The 16840-nt window shown below is 74.1% G+C and carries 15 protein-coding genes and 3 pseudogenes; 9 read left to right on the top strand and 9 right to left on the bottom strand.

Features of this window, described 5'->3' with window-relative positions:
• Positions 1-69: 69 nt before the first annotated feature.
• Positions 70-858 carry a DUF4142 domain-containing protein gene (locus AQJ58_RS28130; protein WP_079079288.1) on the top strand — a complete coding sequence of 263 codons (789 nt, stop codon included), beginning with the start codon at positions 70-72 and terminating at the stop codon, positions 856-858.
• On the opposite strand, the gene AQJ58_RS28135 is transcribed toward AQJ58_RS28130, so the two are convergent.
• Positions 855-2510: a glycoside hydrolase family 13 protein gene (locus AQJ58_RS28135; RefSeq protein ID WP_079079289.1), complete on the bottom strand. Its 1656-nt coding sequence runs from the start codon at positions 2508-2510 to the stop codon at positions 855-857. The two genes, AQJ58_RS28130 and AQJ58_RS28135, sit on opposite strands and share 4 nt — an antisense overlap.
• Before the next feature lie 269 nt (positions 2511-2779).
• Here AQJ58_RS28135 and AQJ58_RS28140 point away from each other — a divergent pair, with 269 nt between their 5' ends.
• Together AQJ58_RS28140 and AQJ58_RS28145 are read left to right on the top strand one after the other, a co-directional pair.
• The gene (locus tag AQJ58_RS28140) at positions 2780-3748 is read left to right on the top strand and encodes an LAETG motif-containing sortase-dependent surface protein (RefSeq protein WP_067255239.1); all 969 of its coding nucleotides are present in this window, start codon (positions 2780-2782) and stop codon (positions 3746-3748) included.
• 197 nt (positions 3749-3945) lie between these two features.
• Positions 3946-4602: a hypothetical protein gene (locus AQJ58_RS28145; protein ID WP_067255240.1), complete on the top strand. Its 657-nt coding sequence runs from the start codon at positions 3946-3948 to the stop codon at positions 4600-4602.
• Here the strand turns inward: AQJ58_RS28145 and AQJ58_RS28150 are convergent.
• Positions 4599-7049, bottom strand: coding sequence for a SpoIIE family protein phosphatase (locus AQJ58_RS28150; protein ID WP_067255242.1), 2451 nt, complete (start codon positions 7047-7049; stop codon positions 4599-4601). The two genes, AQJ58_RS28145 and AQJ58_RS28150, sit on opposite strands and share 4 nt — an antisense overlap.
• Positions 7050-7257: 208 nt before the next feature.
• The gene (locus tag AQJ58_RS28155; protein ID WP_067255244.1) at positions 7258-8241 is read right to left on the bottom strand and encodes a nucleoside hydrolase; all 984 of its coding nucleotides are present in this window, start codon (positions 8239-8241) and stop codon (positions 7258-7260) included.
• Positions 8242-8878: 637 nt separating this feature from the next.
• Here AQJ58_RS28155 and AQJ58_RS28160 point away from each other — a divergent pair.
• Positions 8879-9652, top strand: coding sequence for a hypothetical protein (locus AQJ58_RS28160; RefSeq protein ID WP_067255246.1), 774 nt, complete (start codon positions 8879-8881; stop codon positions 9650-9652).
• An 11-nt stretch (positions 9653-9663) separates the two neighbouring features.
• On the opposite strand, the gene AQJ58_RS28165 is transcribed toward AQJ58_RS28160, so the two are convergent.
• Together AQJ58_RS28165 and AQJ58_RS28170 are read right to left on the bottom strand one after the other, a co-directional pair.
• Complete coding sequence (locus AQJ58_RS28165) at positions 9664-10395, bottom strand: GAF and ANTAR domain-containing protein (protein WP_067255716.1); 732 nt, start codon at positions 10393-10395, stop codon at positions 9664-9666.
• A 163-nt stretch (positions 10396-10558) separates the two neighbouring features.
• The gene (locus tag AQJ58_RS28170) at positions 10559-11902 is read right to left on the bottom strand and encodes a helix-turn-helix domain-containing protein (protein WP_067255247.1); all 1344 of its coding nucleotides are present in this window, start codon (positions 11900-11902) and stop codon (positions 10559-10561) included.
• Between the two features lie 132 nt (positions 11903-12034).
• Between AQJ58_RS28170 and AQJ58_RS43980 the strand changes: the two genes are divergently transcribed.
• Positions 12035-12193: a hypothetical protein gene (locus AQJ58_RS43980; protein WP_199844704.1), complete on the top strand. Its 159-nt coding sequence runs from the start codon at positions 12035-12037 to the stop codon at positions 12191-12193.
• Between the two features lie 42 nt (positions 12194-12235).
• Here the strand turns inward: AQJ58_RS43980 and AQJ58_RS28175 are convergent, their stop codons facing one another.
• Together AQJ58_RS28175 and AQJ58_RS42870 are read right to left on the bottom strand one after the other, a co-directional pair.
• The gene (locus AQJ58_RS28175; RefSeq protein WP_067255250.1) at positions 12236-13369 is read right to left on the bottom strand and encodes a hypothetical protein; all 1134 of its coding nucleotides are present in this window, start codon (positions 13367-13369) and stop codon (positions 12236-12238) included.
• A gap of 112 nt (positions 13370-13481) precedes the next feature.
• Positions 13482-13601: pseudogene (locus AQJ58_RS42870) on the bottom strand (RNA-guided endonuclease TnpB family protein); the annotation flags it as partial.
• Between the two features lie 174 nt (positions 13602-13775).
• Here AQJ58_RS42870 and AQJ58_RS28180 point away from each other — a divergent pair.
• Positions 13776-14216: a hypothetical protein gene (locus AQJ58_RS28180; protein WP_067255252.1), complete on the top strand. Its 441-nt coding sequence runs from the start codon at positions 13776-13778 to the stop codon at positions 14214-14216.
• 86 nt (positions 14217-14302) lie between these two features.
• Here the strand turns inward: AQJ58_RS28180 and AQJ58_RS28185 are convergent, their stop codons facing one another.
• A complete protein-coding gene (locus tag AQJ58_RS28185; protein ID WP_067255254.1) occupies positions 14303-14833 on the bottom strand; it encodes a hypothetical protein in 531 nt (176 codons plus the stop codon).
• Between the two features lie 154 nt (positions 14834-14987).
• Here AQJ58_RS28185 and AQJ58_RS28190 point away from each other — a divergent pair, with 154 nt between their 5' ends.
• Complete coding sequence (locus tag AQJ58_RS28190; RefSeq protein WP_067255256.1) at positions 14988-15893, top strand: hypothetical protein; 906 nt, start codon at positions 14988-14990, stop codon at positions 15891-15893.
• On the opposite strand, the pseudogene AQJ58_RS41640 reads toward AQJ58_RS28190, so the two are convergent.
• A pseudogene (locus AQJ58_RS41640) lies at positions 15793-16110 on the bottom strand (aminotransferase class I/II-fold pyridoxal phosphate-dependent enzyme); the annotation flags it as partial. The gene AQJ58_RS28190 and the pseudogene AQJ58_RS41640 overlap by 101 nt on opposite strands.
• Positions 16111-16119: 9 nt before the next feature.
• Between AQJ58_RS41640 and AQJ58_RS28195 the strand changes: the two are divergent.
• Together AQJ58_RS28195 and AQJ58_RS28200 are read left to right on the top strand one after the other, a co-directional pair.
• Positions 16120-16425, top strand: a pseudogene (locus AQJ58_RS28195) (alpha/beta fold hydrolase); the annotation flags it as partial.
• 42 nt (positions 16426-16467) lie between these two features.
• On the top strand, positions 16468-16830 hold the full coding sequence (locus AQJ58_RS28200) for a hypothetical protein (protein ID WP_067255258.1): 363 nt from the start codon (positions 16468-16470) through the stop codon (positions 16828-16830).
• Positions 16831-16840: the final 10 nt, after the last annotated feature.

A 16840-nucleotide genomic window follows, 5' to 3' on the forward strand; every position in this document is an offset into this window, starting at 1 on the left:
CGTCGGCGGACCCCCGACCGGGCAGGAGGAACGGTGCAACTCTCGCGGAACGCGATGGGAACTCTTTTCGTGGGCGGCGCCCTGGCGCTTACTCTCGGCGCCCTGGCCTACCCCTCGATGCTGGGGCTGGACACGGTGTCGACGTCCACCGACAGAGTCATCGCGAACACCCAGTGGGGCCCCCTGACCGAGGGCGACCGTGACTTCGTGGTGAAGGTGCGGGCCGCCGGTCTGTGGGAGTACCCGGTGGGCCAGATCGGTCTGCAGAAGGGCACGAGCAAGGCCGTCCTCACCGCGAGCGAGCACCTCATCGACGGCCACGCCGCCCTCGACATCACCTGCCGCAAGATCGCGCCGATGCTGAACATCACGCTGCCCAACGTGGCGAGCCCCCAGCAGGAGGGCTTCGTGACGCAGCTCAAGGGCGAGAGCGGCGCGCAGTTCGACACCGACTTCGCCAACATCCTGCGCATGACGCACGGTTCCATCTTCAACACCGTGGCCAAGATCCGGTCGACGACGAAGAACTCCCTGGTGCGGGCCCTGGCCGACCAGGCGAACAACACCGTCCTCGACCACATCACGGTGATGGAGAAGACCGGTCTGGTCGACTTCGACTCGACGCTCTTCCAGCAGACCACCCCGCCCAAGCTGCCCAAGACGGACCTGACCCCGCCCCCTCCGGCCGGCGGCGCCCCCCTGGTCGTCCTCACCCCGCCGCCGAACGCCACGTCCACCCCGGTGGACATCGACGGCATCGCGGGCGGAGCGGCCAACAACAACGGCGGCGCCGGCAACGGCAACGGCGGCGCGGCCAACAACAACGGCGCCGCCGCGAACGCCGGTACCGGAGGCTAGGCCAGCCACACCGTGGTGTCCGGCGGCAGCGGGTTCGGCCCGGTGCCGCCGGGCAGCGGTGTGCTGCTCAACAGGACCTCGCCGGGCGGCAGGGACACCGGTGCCGCCGAGAGGTTGGTGACACAGCGCCAGCCGCCGGTGCGGGCGAAGGCCAGCACGCCGGGCGGGGTGTCCGGCAGCCAGGTCAGCTCCTCGCCGTCGAGCAGCTTGCGGCGCAGCCGCAGGGCCGTCCGGTACAGCTCCAGGGTGGAGCCCGCCACCCCGTCCTGCGTCTCGGCCGCGTACCGCGCGAACCACTCCGGCTGCGGCAGCCAGGCGCCGCCCGCGCCGAAGCCGTACGACGGCCCCCCGGCCGTCCACGGCAGCGGGACCCGGCAGCCGTCGCGGCCCTTGCGGGTACGGCCCGACTGCTCCCACAGCGGGTCCTCGAGGACGTCCACGGACAGTCCGGCGACCTCGGGCAGACCGAGTTCCTCGCCCTGGTAGAGGTACGACGACCCCGGCAGCGCCAGCATCAGCAGCGTGGCCGCCCGGGCCCGGCGCAGTCCGCGCGCCTCGTCCACCGCGGGGGCGGTGCCGCCCGACAGCAGCCAGGCGTTCTCGTCCGTGCCGGGCGGGAGCATCAGCCGGGACGGGTGGCGTACGACGTCGTGGTTGGAGAGCACCCAGGTGGCGGAGGCGCCGACCGCGCGGGCCGTGGCGAGGGAGTCGGTGATCACGTGGCGGATCGCGTCGGCGTCCCACGGTGCCTGGAGGTACTCGAAGTTGAAGGCCTGGTTGAGTTCGTCCGGCCTGGCGTACAGGGCACGCCGGGCGCCCGGCACCCAGGCCTCGGCGACCGCCGTACGGGGCGGGGAGTAGGAGTCGAGGACGCGGCGCCAGTCGCGGTAGATCTCGTGGACCTCGTCGCGGTCGTAGAAGGGGTGGGTGCCCGGGGGCAGGCCGGCCAGGGCCTCCTCGCCGTCCGCTCCGCACGCGCCGAGGTCGCGCAACGGTTCGGTGAGGTCCTTGGTGAGGGCGTGGGCCACGTCGACGCGGAAGCCGTCCACGCCCCGGTCGGACCAGAAGCGCAGGGTGGTGCGGAAGTCCTCGCGGACCTCCTCGTGGCTCCAGTCCAGGTCGGGCTGTTCACGGGCGAAGAGATGCAGGTACCACTGGCCGTCCTGGACCCGCTCCCACGCGCTGCCGCCGAACACCGAGCGCCAGTCGGTGGGCGGGAGCCCGCCGTGCGGACCGCGGCCCTCGCGGAAGACGTAACGGGCGCGGGCCGGGGAGCCGGGCGGCGCGGCCAGGGCCTCCCGGAACCAGGGGTGGCGGTGCGAAGTGTGGTTGGGGACGAGGTCGACGATCACCTTGAGGCCGAGCCGGTGGGCCTCGGCGGCCATCGCGTCGAAGTCGGCCAGCGTACCCAGGCGGGGATCGACGTCCCGGTGGTCCTCGACGTCGTAGCCGCCGTCGGCGAGTTCGGAGGGGTAGAAGGGGCTGAGCCAGAGGGCGTCCACGCCGAGGGCGGCGAGATGGGAGAGCCTTCCGGTGATGCCCTTCAGGTCCCCGAGGCCGTCGCCGTCGGCGTCGGCGAAACTGCGCGGGTACACCTGGTAGACGACTGCCTGGCGCCACCAGTCCGGATTGCGGGCGGAGAAGTCGGTCACGAACGGAAGTCTGTCCAGTGTGCCGGGAAAGCGAACCCTCGGGCGATCCGGAGGGGAACGTTCCGCAGGTGATGAATTCGTGATGGAAACTTGAACTGGCTTGTGTTTATCCCAGGTTGACAGCGATCTGACAGGCGAACGACGATGGGCGGACACTGTGGCGCCTGTGACCTGAGGGCCCCCTGTGTCTTCCGAACTCTGATGTGACCAATCAGCCCTGGCATTGCCCTGGCACGCGCCGGTCCGGCAGCGCCAAGAAATGGATACGCATGTCCATAGTGAGACGTGTCACCGTGCGCCGCCTGCTGGGGACCGGCGCAGCCACCCTCACCCTCTGCGCCGCCTCCGTGGCAGCCGCCTCCGGCGCGTTCGCCGACTCCGGCCCCGGCGGCGACGGCTGGAAGTCGGGCGGGCACTACCAGCCCGGCACCGGCGCGGGCACCGAGACGGGGACCGACCGCTGCCAGTTCTCGCTCGACGGCAAGAACTTCTTCGACTCGGTGCGCGTCGACGACCAGAACCTCAAGCCGACCCAGGACGGCAAGGTCCACATCTCCGTACGCACGGCGGGCGACGCGAGCACCTGCACCGCCTCCCTGGCCTCCTACCTCGCCCACGGTTCCACCTTCGCCACCTCCGGTGAGCAGGTCTTCGTCGACTTCGACACCGTGACGGTCAAGCCCGGCCAGACTGACACCCTCGACATCGCCGTGCCCGACGCGGGCTGCTACGCCCAGATCGACCTCTACCGCGGCGCGGTGAAGTTCGACGGCAAGCTCGGCGCGCAGGACGGCTTCGTCCACGGCGACCTGCCCAAGGGCCCGGACCGCCCGGTCATCAAGGACAAGCTGATCGCGGCCTGGAACGGCGGCACCAAGGACTGCACGTCCACCGAGCAGCCCCCGTCCTCCCCCTCCCCGTCGGCCCCGGCCGGAGGCGGCGGCTCCTCACCGTCGCCGTCGGCGTCCGCGTCGACCCCCGCCGGCGAGTCGTCCGAGAGCGCGTCGCCCTCGCCCTCCGCCTCGGAGTCCACCTCGACCGAGTCGGCCACGCCGACCCCGTCCGCCTCCGAGTCGAGCGGCACCCCGGTCACGGGCGGCAGCACCGGCGGCGGCGGCCTCGCCGAGACCGGCGCCAGCAGCAACACCCCGCTCATCGCGGGCGGAGCCGCCGCGCTCCTGGCCGGCGGCGCCGCGATCGTGGTGGCCACCCGCCGCCGCAAGGCGACCCGCGCCTGACGCCGGCTTCCCCGGCTGTTCCGGCCTGCCCGGCTTCTCCGGTACGTCCGCCCCGCCGCCCCCGAGGCGCGGGGCGCACGTGCGTCTCCGTACGGCTCTCCGTAGATCCACCGATGTGCCGGCGCGGCCGCCCGGGCGAGAATGCACGCACACGCACCACGCGCCTCCCCGGCCGGAGCGAAAGGACGTCCGCGTCGATGTTCCCCTGGATCATGTGGTCGGTCATCATCCTGGCGCCGTTCGTCATCGGCGGGACCCTCGCGTTCCGTACCGCCCGCCGGGCGCTCACGGCGGACCGCGCGATGCGCGTCCTCGCCGAACGCCCCGGCTGGAGCCGGCTCGAACGGGCCGCGGACGGAGCGGAATGGGCGGGGTACGCGGGCCACTTCCCGTGGCTGCTGCGCACCCGGCACGGCACCGGGGCGAGCGGCCCGCTCGGCGGGCACCGGGTCACCGTCGCCCGGCGCTGGGAGCCCTCGGGGCGCCGGGACGTACGGCACTGGCTGATCGTGTACTTCGAGGCACCGGGTGACCGTCCCACCGTGCGCCTCGAACGCGCCTGGAGCGCGGCAAAGCTCGGTCTGCGCGTCCCCGACGGCGTCCCGTACCTCCCGATGAGCGGGGACGTCATGGACACGGCCGAGCGGTTCCACGCCTCCGACCTGCCCGAGCGCCTGATCCGGTTCGCGGGCCCCGCGGTCTCGGTCGCGGCGGACGGTGTGTGCTTCGTCCACCCGATGCCGGACGTACGGGACATGGACCGGCTGCTGACGGAACTGGCCGCCCTCATCCCGGACCTCGTCGCCCTCGCCGGGTCCACCGGCTCTCAGGAGGCGCAGGACCCCTCCAGCTAGAGCAGGGCGGACAGGGACTGCGCGCACCAGATGGTCTTGCCCTGGGAGGTGTGGCGGGTGCCCCAGCCCTGGGTGAGCTGGGCGACGAGCAGCAGCCCACGGCCGCCCTCGTCGAAGGCGCGTGCCCGGCGCAGGTGCGGGGCGGTGTTGCTGGAGTCGGAGACCTCGCAGATCAGAGCGGTGTCGCGAATGAGCCGGAGTCGGATCGGGGGCGCGCCGTAGCGGATGGCGTTCGTGAGCAGCTCGCTGACGACCAGTTCGGTGACGAACACCGCGTTCTCCAGGCCCCAGGCCTCGACCTGTTCGACGGCGACCTTTCTGATGTGCGGCACCTGCGCGAAGTCCGGTTCGACGTCCCAGTCGGCGACGTGCTGGAGGTCCAGCGCACGCGTGCGGGCGAGCAGCAGGGCGGCGTCGTCGGTGCGGTGCTCGGGGAGTGTCGCGTCCATCACCGAGTCGCACAGGGCCTCCAGGGAAGCGGCCCGGGGATCCAGGACCCGCAGCAGCTCGGCGATCCCCTGGTCGACGTCGCGCTCGCGGTTCTCGACCAGACCGTCGGTGTAGAGGGCGAGCAGGCTGCCCTCGGGCAGCTCGATCTCGGTCGCCTCGAACGGCAGCCCGCCGATGCCCAGGGGCGGCCCCGGTTGCGCGGGAACGGGGGTCCTGGTTCCGTCCGGGGAGAGGATCAGGGGGAGCAGGTGTCCCGCGCTGGCCAGTGTCAGCCGGCGGGTGACCGGGTCGTACACGGCGTACAGGCAGGTGGCACCCGTCTCCGCGGTCGTCTGGAAGTGGCTGGTCGGCTGGAGGTCACTGGCGAGGTGGAGGACCAGGTCGTCGAGGTGGGTCAGCAGCTCGTCCGGCGGCAGGTCGACGTCGGCGAGCGTGCGGACCGCCGTGCGCAGCCTGCCCATCCCGGCCGCGGCGTGCAGGCCGTGGCCGACGACGTCACCGACGATCAGCGCGACCCTGGCACCGGACAGGGGGATGACGTCGAACCAGTCGCCGCCGACCTCCGCGCCGGTGCCCGCGGGCAGGTAGCGCGACGCGACGTCGACCGCTTCCTGATTCGGCAACCGCTGCGGCAGCAGGTTGCGTTGCAGGGTCAGCGCGGTGGCGCGCTCGCGGGAGTAGCGGCGGGCATTGTCGATGGCGACGGCTGCCTTGGCCGTCAGTTCCTCGGCCAGGATCAGGTCGTCCGCGGTGAACGCCTCGGGTCTGTCGGTCCGGGAGAACGTCACCACGCCGAGCAGTGCCCCGCGGGTGCGCAGCGGCACCGTGATCCGGCCGGTCAGCCCGTCGGCGGCGATGCGGGCGTCGATCAGCGGATTGCCCGGCGGCCAGTGAGCGGGGTCGGCGGCCAGGCCGGGCCCGAACGCCCATTCGCCCCCCGGGCCGGGCTCGCCGGCGAGCTCGACCCTGGAGGTGCCGCCGGCCATGCAGCGGGCGGCGACGGAGTCGGCGGCCAGGGTGACCGGCGTCGGTGGGCCGGGGTTCCGGTCGTCCTGCCTGGCGCTGTGCCGGGCGGCGCGGCTGAGGGTGATGGTCTTCCCGTCGGTGCTCAGCGACGCGGAGGGCGGTTCCTCCCCGCGCAGCACCTCGTCGAACAGGTCGACGGTGACGAGGTCGGTGAATCCCGGTACCGCACTCCTTGCCAGCTCCTGGGACGTTCCGATCACGTCGAGCGTCCGGCCGATGTCCCGTCCGGCCTCGTTGATGAGGAGCAAGCGCTGCCGGGCCCAGTACTCGGCGCTCATGTCGAATCCCCAGTTGGCGACCGCGCGGACCGTGCCCTCGGCATCGCGGACGGGCCAGATGCTGGTGGCCCAGGCGTTGGCGTAGTTGCTGCCCAGGGGACGGAAGACGGTGATCAGGCGTGCGGGTTCCCCTGTCCGGGCCACCTCGGCGAGCTGGTCGGTGTAGGGCTTGTCGTCTCTTTCGGGGAACAGCGAGCGGTCGAATTCGGGAAGCACCTCGCGGTACTTCTTGCCGAGCACCTGCTCCTCGGTGTGCGCGATCACCCGGCCCGAGGAGGCGTTGATCCACAGGAACCTCAGCTCGGGGTCGTAGACGCCGAGCGCGAAGGGACACTGTTCGAAGGCCCGGTCGACGATGACCGGACGGCGATCCCAGCGCTGGACGGTCATGACCTGTCCCTGCACCTGCCCGTCCGGGCCGAACAGCCGTTGGACGGTCACCGACGCGTCCACCGACGATCCGTCCCGGTGCCGCAGGGTGAGGAGGCCGGAGGGGGCGGCGTCGGTGCCGTCGCCGGCGGGGAAGCCAGCGGGGAAGGACCCGACCAGCAGGTCGGTCACGGGCCGTCCGACGGTGTCCTCAGCCGTCCAGCCCAGCAGCTCACACCCGCCGTCGGTCCAGCCGCACACCTGCCCGTCCGGGTCGACCACGACGACGGCGGTGGGAGCGTCCTTTGGGTCGGCCTTTTCCACGCACCACACCTCCGTCCGGACAGTGGTGCCCGCAGGGCGGGTTTTCCCACGGCCGTTTTCCAGCCTAGAGGCACTCCTGCCGCACGGCGGCTCCAGCGGTCCGTCCGGGTCCGCAGGGCCGGGCCCGGAGCCGGGGCCGCCGCCCGACCCGGTCGTCCCAGGTGAGGGGGGCGGCCAGGGCGGGCAGACGGGACTTTCGAAACACGCCCTAGTCCGCCCGGCCCTGTCCCACGGTCTCCAGATACAGCCGCACGTACCGCTCGACGTCCACGTCCAGCCCCACGTCCACCAGGGCCTGTTCCCGTACCCCGTGGTGGGTCTCGGACTCTCCGTGGCGGGGGCGGCGGTCGACGATCGTCTGGCCTCGGGTCGGGCCCGGGGCCAGGGAGACCTCCACCGGGAGCGGGCGGGTGGTGAGACCGGCCGGATCCACCACCGCGCAGACCGCGCCCGCGTCACCGAGGCCCCCGGCCGACTCGTCGGCGCCCGCCTCCGGCGCGGAGGGGCGGTGGGCGAGCAGTTCACCGGCGAGGCGCGTGCCCGGTTCCGCGCTCGCGCTCAGCCGCCGTACGTCCTCCCCCGGGACCACCACCCGCTGGAACACGTCGAGCCCGTACATCGTGATCGGGACCCCGGCGGTCAGCAGGATCGCGGCCGCCTCCGGGTCGTGCCACACGTTGAACTCCGCGACCGGGGTGGCGTTGCCGACGGCGACCGCGCCGCCCATGAACACGATCCGTTCGAGGTTGCGCGTCACCTCGGGGTGGGTGCGCAGCAGCAGCGCGATGTTCGTCAGGGGCGCGGTGGGGATCAGTGTGACCGGGCGGGGCGAGGCGAGGATCTCGCGGCGCAGCAGCGTCACCGCGTCCACGTCGACCGCCCGGCGGGCCGGGGCGGGCAGGCCGGCGATGTCGCCCATGCCGTCCTTGCCGTGCACGGTCGCCGAGCGGGCGGGCTCGATCAGGGGGCGCTCGGCGCCGCGCGCCACCGGGACGTCCCCGGCGCCCGCCACCTCCAGCACCGTCAGGGTGTTGCGGACCACGCCGTCGACGTCCGTGTTCCCGGCGACACAGGTCACCGCCCGCAGGTCCAGCCCCGGGTGCCGTACGGCGAACAGCAGGGCGAGGGCGTCGTCGACCCCCGTGTCGCAGTCGATGATCACGGGGAGGGGCTGCTGATCGCGACCGGCCATCCGGCGACTCCTTCGGATCTCCTGCGGAACAAGTGCGACCGACTCGGTCCCGCCCGACCCTACGCGGGGCCGACCGGTCCTACGCCGGGTCCGCCCGGTCCGCCTGGTCCTACGCCGGGTCCGCCCGGTCCTACGTCGGGTGCGCCCGGTCCTACGTCGGGTGCGCCCGGTCCAACGCCGGGTCCGCCCGGTCCTACGTCGGGTGCGCCCGGTCCGCCCGGTCCTACGTCGGGTGCGCCCGGTCCTACGCCGGGTCCCGTCCGGTCCAACGCCGGGTCCGCCCGGTCCGCCCGGTCCGCCCGGTCCGCCCGGTCCAACGCCGGGCCCGCCCGACCCCGCGCAGGGCCGCCCGGTCCTACACCGGGCCCGCCCCGTCCTACGCGGGGCCCGGTCCTACAAGGGCCCGCCCGCTACCTCCTCGGCATCCGAGCCCGCCCAGCCCCCACCCGCCCTCCGACACCCGAGCCCGCCCAGCCCCCACCCGCCCTCCGGCATCCGGGTCCGCTCGGTGACGGCGGCCGGATTCCACCGCGCGCAGCAACGCGCGTACTCCGTACGGCCCGCCGCGCTGGTCGGTCCGCAGCGCTGGTGCTGCCGTGGGAGCAGGCACGTATCCCCACGTCAGGAGGCACTCCCGATGAACCGCCGCGCGCTCCTCGCCTCCTCGCTGCTGCTCACGACGCTCACCGGGTGCGCCACCCTCGGCCTGGAGCACCCGCCGACCGCCACCCCCGCCGAGCCGACCGTCCAGGCCTCCACCAGCAAGCCCGCCGCGTCGGCCGCGCCGCGCGTCCTCAGCGACAGCCAGGCCCAGGCGGCCCTCATCACCGCCGAGGACCTCGGTGCGCCCTGGCTCCCCACCGGCGGCGCGGCGACCTGGCGGGACGGACTGCTGAAGGCGAGCACCCCGGTCGCCGAGTGCCAGAAGCTCCTGGACGCCCTCTACACCGACGAGCTGTTCGGCGCCCCCGCCCGCGCGGTCGTCGGGCTGGACGACCCCGACGCCGCCGCCCAGTTGCGCTACCAGCTCACCGGCCGGAGCACGGCGGACATCGACCGGACGCTGGCCTGGCTGAGGGAACTGCCGCAGAAGTGCGCCCGGTTCACGGCCACCGCGGGGAAGGACACGGTGGAGGACGTCCAGGTGAGTGATCTGCCGCTGCCGCAGGTGGGGGACGCGCGGCAGGGGCTGCGGGTGACGCTGACCCTCTGGGGCACCGCCGGCGACAACCCCGACGGGGAGCCGACCGCCCTCGCGCTGGACGTGGCCGCCGTCCGGGCGGGCGAGGACGGGTTCGCCCTGACCAACGGCGGCCTGGGCGGCGTACCGAACGAGGCGACGCAGGCGGCCGTGCAGCTCGGGGTGCGGCGGCTGGCGGACATCCGCGAGCAGGGGCGGGTCCAGGTCTGACGCCCGGCCGCTCAGTCGCGCTCGTCGATACGGGTGCGGCGGCCGACCACCTCGCGGCCCTCGTCGAGGACCGTGCGGCCGTGCGCGAAGGCGTGCGCCCGCAGCCGGGCCAGCGCCTCGTCCGCGCCGACGCCGAGCTGCGCCATGACCATCCCGACGGCCTGGTGGACGACGTCGTGGTCGGTGGCGAGGGAGCTCAGCCAGGGCTCCTCGCCGGGCGGGCGCAGACCGTCGTCCTCCCCGAGCGGCAGGGCCGTCAGGGCCGCCGTCAGCACGTCCGCCACGAGCTGTGCCGTCCGCACCTCGTCGCCGGCCAGTTCACCGGGGACGTCACGGTAGAGGTCGAGGGTGCCCAGGCAGACCGTCCGGTCGCCGAGCGGCAGCGCGTACACGGCGCGTACCCCGGCGGCCGCGGCCTGCTGGGCGAAGACCGGCCAGCGGACGGCGTCCCGGCCGCCGCGCAGGTCGGAGGCGTACACGGGCACGCCGGTCTCGGCGGCCCGCAGACAGGGCCCGTCCCCCAGGGTGGCCTGCATCTCCATCAGCTCCGCGGCCCGGGCGCTGCTCGCGCCCAGCGGTACGGGGATCCCCTCGCCGCGCAGCGTCACGCTCGCCCCGCTCACCGGCAGCAGCCGTACCGCGACGGCGCACAGCCGCTCGGGCACGTCGCCCGGTTCGACGCCGCGCACCGCGTCGGCCAGGACCGCCGCGATCCGCTCCCGCTCCCGGTCGGACACGGCGATCACCTCCGAGGGTGGGGCAGGCCGGCCGGTCGGTCGGCTCCCCATGCGCGCCGGGTACCCACGACGCGTGGGCACGATTCCCGGCTGCGGCTCCCCGTGCGGGTGACGTACCCGGAGCCGTCGTCACCGTGGGTGACGGCACTGGTCGGGGTGGGGCGCCGCCCTAGATCGGCGGCTGGGCCGGGGCCGGGCCCAGGGTGGTGGTGCCGGGGGCCGTGCGGTGGCCGAGGCCGGTGCGGTAGGCGTCCAGGGCGGCCTCCACCCGGCCCGTGCGGCGCAGCAGGTCCCCCAGCAGACGGCACAGGTCGGCGAGGTCACCGGCGGCGCCCGCCCGTTCCAGCAGGCTCAGCGCCCGGACGTAGTGCTCCTCGGCCGCCTCGGTGTCGCGGGCGTCCTCGGCGATGATGCCGAGCAGGCGGTGCGCGGCGGCCGAGTGGACGGCGCCGCGCTCGGAGGAGAGGTCGCCGAGGACGGCGTGGAGCAGGGCCGAGGCCTCCTGCGAGCGGCCCCGGCGGTGCAGCACGTCGGCCAGCTCGACGGCGACCTGGCTGCCGTAGAGGGCGGCGCCCTGGTCGGCGAGCATGTCCTGGGCCTGCTTCAACTCCTGCTCCGCGCGCTCCAGTTCGCCGTTCTGGGCGTAGACGTATCCGCGCATCCAGTGGCAGTTGGCGAGTTCGGTACGGAGCTGGAGCTGCCGGTAGAGCTCGGCGGCCTTGGCGAGGGAGGCGTCGGCCTCGGCGAGCCGGCCCTCGGCGAGGAGGGTGCGGGCGACGGACCGGTGCATCCGGGCGACCAGCGCGGGGTCGGCGACCTGCGGCGCGAGGGCGAGGGCGAACTCGGCGGCCTGGGCGGCGCGGGCCTGGGCGCCCATGTCCATGTAGGGGCCGATGACGGAGGCGTAGAGGAGGAGCAGCGCGTCGGGGTCGTGCAGTCCGCCCCGGTTGAGCTCGTCGAGCGTGGACTCCAGCAGGTAGACGGCGTAGCGGAGTTCACCGGCGAGGTAGTGGGCGACGGCGCGTCCGCGCAGGGCCGGGACCCGGGCCGGCAGCGGGGCGTCGGCGAGGCGTTCCTCGGCGCGCTCGAAGTACCGGCGGCCCTTCTCCAGGTCGCCGGTGGAGAGCTCGCACTCGCCGAGTCCGAGCAGCGCGCCGGCCTGCTCCTCGGCGAGCCCGTGCTCCTCGGCCTCGGCGAGCAGGACGGCGTACTGGGCGGCGGCCTCCTGCGCCGCGCCGGTGGCGAGGGCCCGCTGGGCCTCGGTGAGGCGGAGCCGCAGATCGGTGACGAGGCGGGCGGAGCGCCCGGTGGCCAGTTCCTGCACGTCCACGCCGAGCCGTTCGGCGATGTGCCGCAGCGCCTCGTCGGAGGGCCGCACCCGGCCGGCCTCCAGGGTGGACACATAGGCGGGCGTGTACGTCGGCTCCGCCAACTGCCGCTGGGTCAGTCCGCGTTCGACACGCAACCGCTGTACGCGCCGTCCGATGACCTCCGGTTCGTCCCGTTCGCCCACGCCGTTTTCACCCCCAACTAGCCATGAACCTCTTGCCGTTGGAGTGTCGCAGCCCCTAGGTTAAACGGCGAATTAAGCATGCTTAATACAAGAGTGTCATGAGCTGTAGTCCGCCGATGTTGTGAGGTTGCCGTGCCCGGACCCACATCCCCCCACCACGGACACCGTTACGCCAGGGCCCTCGCCGCCGCCGTCCTGGCCGCCGCCACCCTGATCACCGCGGCCAACGCGATCCCGGCCCGGGCGACGTCCGCCCCGCCGACGGCCCAGGAACAGCCCGCGAACCCCTAGCGCGTGGCCCGGCGGGCCCCACCTCGGGCCCGGGGCGCGCGGTCAGGACTGGAGCTGCAACTGGCGTAGCTGGCGCCTGACATGGTCCAGGGCTCCCTGGCGGCGGCCCGGGACGCGGGCGCGCAGGTCCGCCAGGGCGGGGCCGAGTTCGCGGGCGCGGGCCGTGTCCGCTATCCGTCCCCACTGGTGGTGCGCCCGGTCCACGGCCGCCTCGACGGCGGGCGCGTCGACCGCCTGCCCGGCGGCCAGCCGGGCGGCGGCGACCGCCATCCAGGTACGGCAGCTGCGCTCGGCGTCCCCCGCGAACATCGCGAGATCGGCCCGCACCTCGGCCCAGTGCAGCGCCTCCTGCGACCCCGGCCCGTGCGCGTCGGCGGATGCCTCCTGCCAGCGGGCGGCGAGGGCGTCGGCGTCGGCGTGGTTCCCGGCCCGGACGGCACTGGAGATGGCGGCGTGCGGGTCGCCCACCGGCCCGTCCGGCGCTTGCGGACGAGGCCGTTCAGGCCGATCGGGGGCCCGGGGGGCGGAGCCTTGCGGAGGCACCCAGGCAGCGGCACCCAGCACCAGGTCGCCCACCTCTCCTTCCCCCGCGATCCGCCCCAACGCCGCCTGGTGCAGCTGCTCCACCGCCGGACGGCCCCCGCTGCGCAGGATCGTCGCGACCGCCTTCATGTACGTCGGCGCGGCCACCGTCCGCCGTCCCGGGGGCGGCGCCACCCTCCCGTACACCGCGACCGTCGGCCCGCACTCCAGCGCGTGGCCGCGCAGCCATCCCCAGGCCTCCGCGTCGGCGTGCAGATCGACCAGCACGGTCGTCGTCCCGGCCGGTCGCAGCCGCAGCTCCTCCCGGAACCAGTGCCAGGGGAACCCGGTGTAGCGGACGGTGGACGGCGTCGTACGGGCGAGCGCGAGGTGCGGCAGACGCTGGCGCCGGTCGAGCTGGAGCTGGCCGGTGACGAACACGGTCAGCGGTCCGGCCGCCGCCGCGGCGGCCCGGAGCCGGGTCAGCACGGCCTGCGGCTCCAGCGGATCGGCCAGTTCGACGACATTGGCGGTGTCGGTGCCGGCCAGCACGGCCGGCGGTACCGCCGCGAGCACGGGGAGGACGGACGCCGCGTCCACCAGACACCCCTTGCCCACGGGCGACGCCGCGAGCAGCAGCACGGTTCCGGGCATGGTCCCTCCCCCTGTCGATCAGTACCTCAGCACCGTAACCGCTGCTGCTGCAAAGGTCTGCCTCAGCCCGGCGAACGTCCCCCTACGGGGACGCGGGGGAGCCGTCCCGCTCGCCGGGGGCGGGGACCTTGACGAGCCGGCCGCCGTTGCGGGCGGTCTTGTACGTCAGCATCGTCACGGTCCGGCCCCAGGCCTCCTGGGCGATGGAGCGGTTCGTCCCGGCCTTCGCGGCGCCCCCGTTACGCAGGAACTTCCCGCCTGCGCGGGGCGGGTGTCCCGCTCCATGGGGTCAGCGAAACACCCGGCCCCGCGCCCCGCATCCGGGAACCCGGGGCATCCCACTTGCCACCGCCCGCGGCCGGGTGTGCCCTGGAAGGCGGGGGCGAGGAGAGAGAGGAGCGCTCTCATGGCTCATGCGGCACCCGCGGTGCGGACCCCGGCGAGGCCGGCCCGCACACCGGACATCTTCAGCGCACGCACCCACCGGATCGCGCGGTGGGCGGTCCCGGTCGGCATGGGACTCGTCTACGGCTACTGGGTGGCGGCCAACAACCGTTCCGGTGACCCCGTCACCGGCTGGAACGTCCTGCTCGGCTTCGTGAGCACGATCGTGTTCGCGGCCCTGTGGATGGGTGTGGCGGCCCTGGCGCCGCACATGATGCGCGAACTGCACGCCCTGCTGTGGGCGGTGTTCGCGGGCTGTGCGTTCGGGTTCCTGTACGCCAACACCGGTGCGAGCATCCTGCGTTCGGTGTGGATGGGGCTGGTGCTCGGCGCGGTCACGTTCGCCGTGCTGTTCTACCGCTTCTACACGCACGAGGACGCGGCGGGACACCGCATCCGATAGCCCTCCCCCGGTCGCCGGCCCGAACCGGCGGCACATGGGCCCCGGCGGTTCGCGCCGGGGCCCATGCGTTTCCCTCATCCCTCCACTCACCGGCCGACCGGGATCCACTCCCAGCCACCCGACGAGGTTCCTGACGTCCCGGAGGCGCTGAAGCTCCAGGAGCCCGAGAAGCTGAACGAACCCGAGCCCGAGACACTGAACGAGCTGTTGGTGAAGGGGTCGTTCCAGTTGGTCCAGTCCCCGTTCTTCCACTGCGGGCACGGGTCGGCGCAGTCCGGGACCCGGCCGCCGCGGACATCGACGAAGGCGGCGCTGGCCCAGCCCTGGCTGTCGTAGAGCCAGTACCAGTAGGGGTTGCCGTCGACGCGCTGGCCCCGGACCCGGCACTGGACGAGGTCGTGGGTGCCGGGCGCGAGCGAGGCGACGACGGCGGAGTGGGTGGTGGGCTGCTGTCGCACGTTCAGGTCGGTGCGGGAGACGACGGTGCCCACGAGGGGTCCGTCGCCGCCGCCGGTCGGCGGGGCTGCCGCCGCGGAGGTGCTCGCCGCGGTCGCGGCGAGGGTGCCACCGGTGAGCAGGGCCGCGGCCAGAGTCCGCAGGGCCGGAGTGGTGCGCATGATCGGCCTCCTTCTCCCCAGAACCAGGAAACACCCGTTCGGGTGAACCCTCCACCGGAGGCCCCACCAGCCCCGGGGAACCCGGCCGTCCCAGGGGCACCCGTACGGCTCAGGCCCGCTGGCGACGGCCGCGTACCGCCCGTTGCCTGGGAGGGTGTCCCGAAGCCTGCGGACCGCCCTCTCGGCCGTCCTGATCGCGCTGTCCTGCCTGCTCGTGCCGCTGGGCGCGCTCGCGGCCTGGGCGGCGTACGGCCTCACCGACACCCGCAGCTATGTCACCACGATGGCTCCGCTGGCCTCGGACCCCGCCGTACGGGACGCCGTCGCGGACACGGTGGGCGACGGGGTGGCGCGCGAGTCGGGGATGAGCCCGCTGTTCCTGCGCGACGCGGTGCGCTCCTTCACCGAGACCCACGCCTACCGCACCGCGTGGGACGCGGGCAACGAGGCCGCGCACACGGCCGTGATGCGGGCGCTCACCGACGACCGCCCCGGCCCGGACGACGCCCCCGTCACGGTGGACCTGGCGGCGGTCACCACCCCGCTGAAGCACCAGATGACCCTCGACCACGTGCCGTTCGCGGAGCGCATCCCGATCGAGCACACCCGGGTGGCGCTGCTGCCGCCCGGCCATCTGGCCACCCTCCGGAAGGGCTACCACGTGCTCGATGTCGCCGGTTTCTGGCTGCCGTTCGCGGCGGTCGTCCTCGCGACGGGCGGTATCGCCGTCGCCGCCTGCCGTCGCCGCGCGATCACCGCGACGGCCCTCGGCACCGCTCTCGGCGGCGCGTTCCTCGGCCTGGCCGTCGCGATCGGCCGTCGGCTCACCCTCGCCGACCTGCCCGACGAGGCCCACCGCCCGGCCGCCGCCGCGGTCTACGACGCCCTGACGACCACACTGCGCAGCGCCGCCTGGCTGCTGCTCGCGCTGGGGCTGACGGTGGCCGGGGCGACCTGGCTCACCGGCCATCTGCGGGCGGTCCGGCAGCTGCGACTGCGGCGAGCGTCCGCAGCGCCCGCAGCAGCTCCGCCTCCGGAGCCGACGCGAGCCCGAGCCTGACCGCGTCCGGGGTGCGGCGCGGGTCGACGGCGAAGGCGGTGCCCGGGGTGACGGCGATGCCGTGCGCCGCCGCGGCGGCGGTGAAGGTGTCCGCCCGCCAGGGCGCGGGCAGCTCCCACCAGGCGAAGTAGGCGCGCGGATCGGTCCGCACGCAGAACCCGCCGGGGCCGAGCGCCTCGGCGAGCAGTGCCTGCCGCCGTGCCGCGTCCGCCCGCTTGCCCTCGCCGTCAAGGCCCACGTCCACCGCATGATGACGGCCACCTCCCCCGAGGGCGCGGCGGCCGCGCTGCGCGGCCGGGCCGAACGCCCCGACTACCGTCCCCTGCTGCCGCGGGTCACGGTCCCGGCGCTGGTCGTGGTCGGCGCCGACGACACCTACACCCCGGTCGCGGACGCCCAGGCCCTGCACGCGGCCCTGCCCGACTCCGCCCTGACGGTGATCGAGGGCGCCGCCCACCTGCCGAACCTGGAGCGACCGCGGGAGTTCAACGCCGCCCTCGGGGACTTCCTGACGCGGGTCGACGGGGCTTAATCGCCTGGCCGGGGCCGCTGCCGGCCGGTTAGCGTGCCGCCCATGGACACCGCGCGGAAGACGACCACGACCACCACCCTCTGGCGCCCCACCGGCCCCGAGGAGCTGGCGCTCGTGGAGGCGTCCGGGTGGACCGCGTGGCCGCCCCGCCTGCCCGAGCAGCCGATCTTCTACCCGGTGCTCAACGAGGACTACGCGGTGCGGATCGCCCGGGACTGGAACGTGCCCGCCTCCGGCGTCGGCTACGTCACCCGCTTCGAGGTCGACACGGAGTTCCTGCGGAGGTACCCGGTGCGCCAGGCCGGGGGAGAGACCATCCTGGAGCTGTGGGTGCCGGCGGAGGAGCTCGAGGAGTTCAACGCGCACATCGTCGGGCGCATCGAGGTCGTCCGGGAGTTCCGCTGAGCCGGTCGCC

The organism is Streptomyces sp. DSM 15324 (genome assembly GCF_001514285.1).
GTDB lineage: Bacteria > Actinomycetota > Actinomycetes > Streptomycetales > Streptomycetaceae > Streptomyces.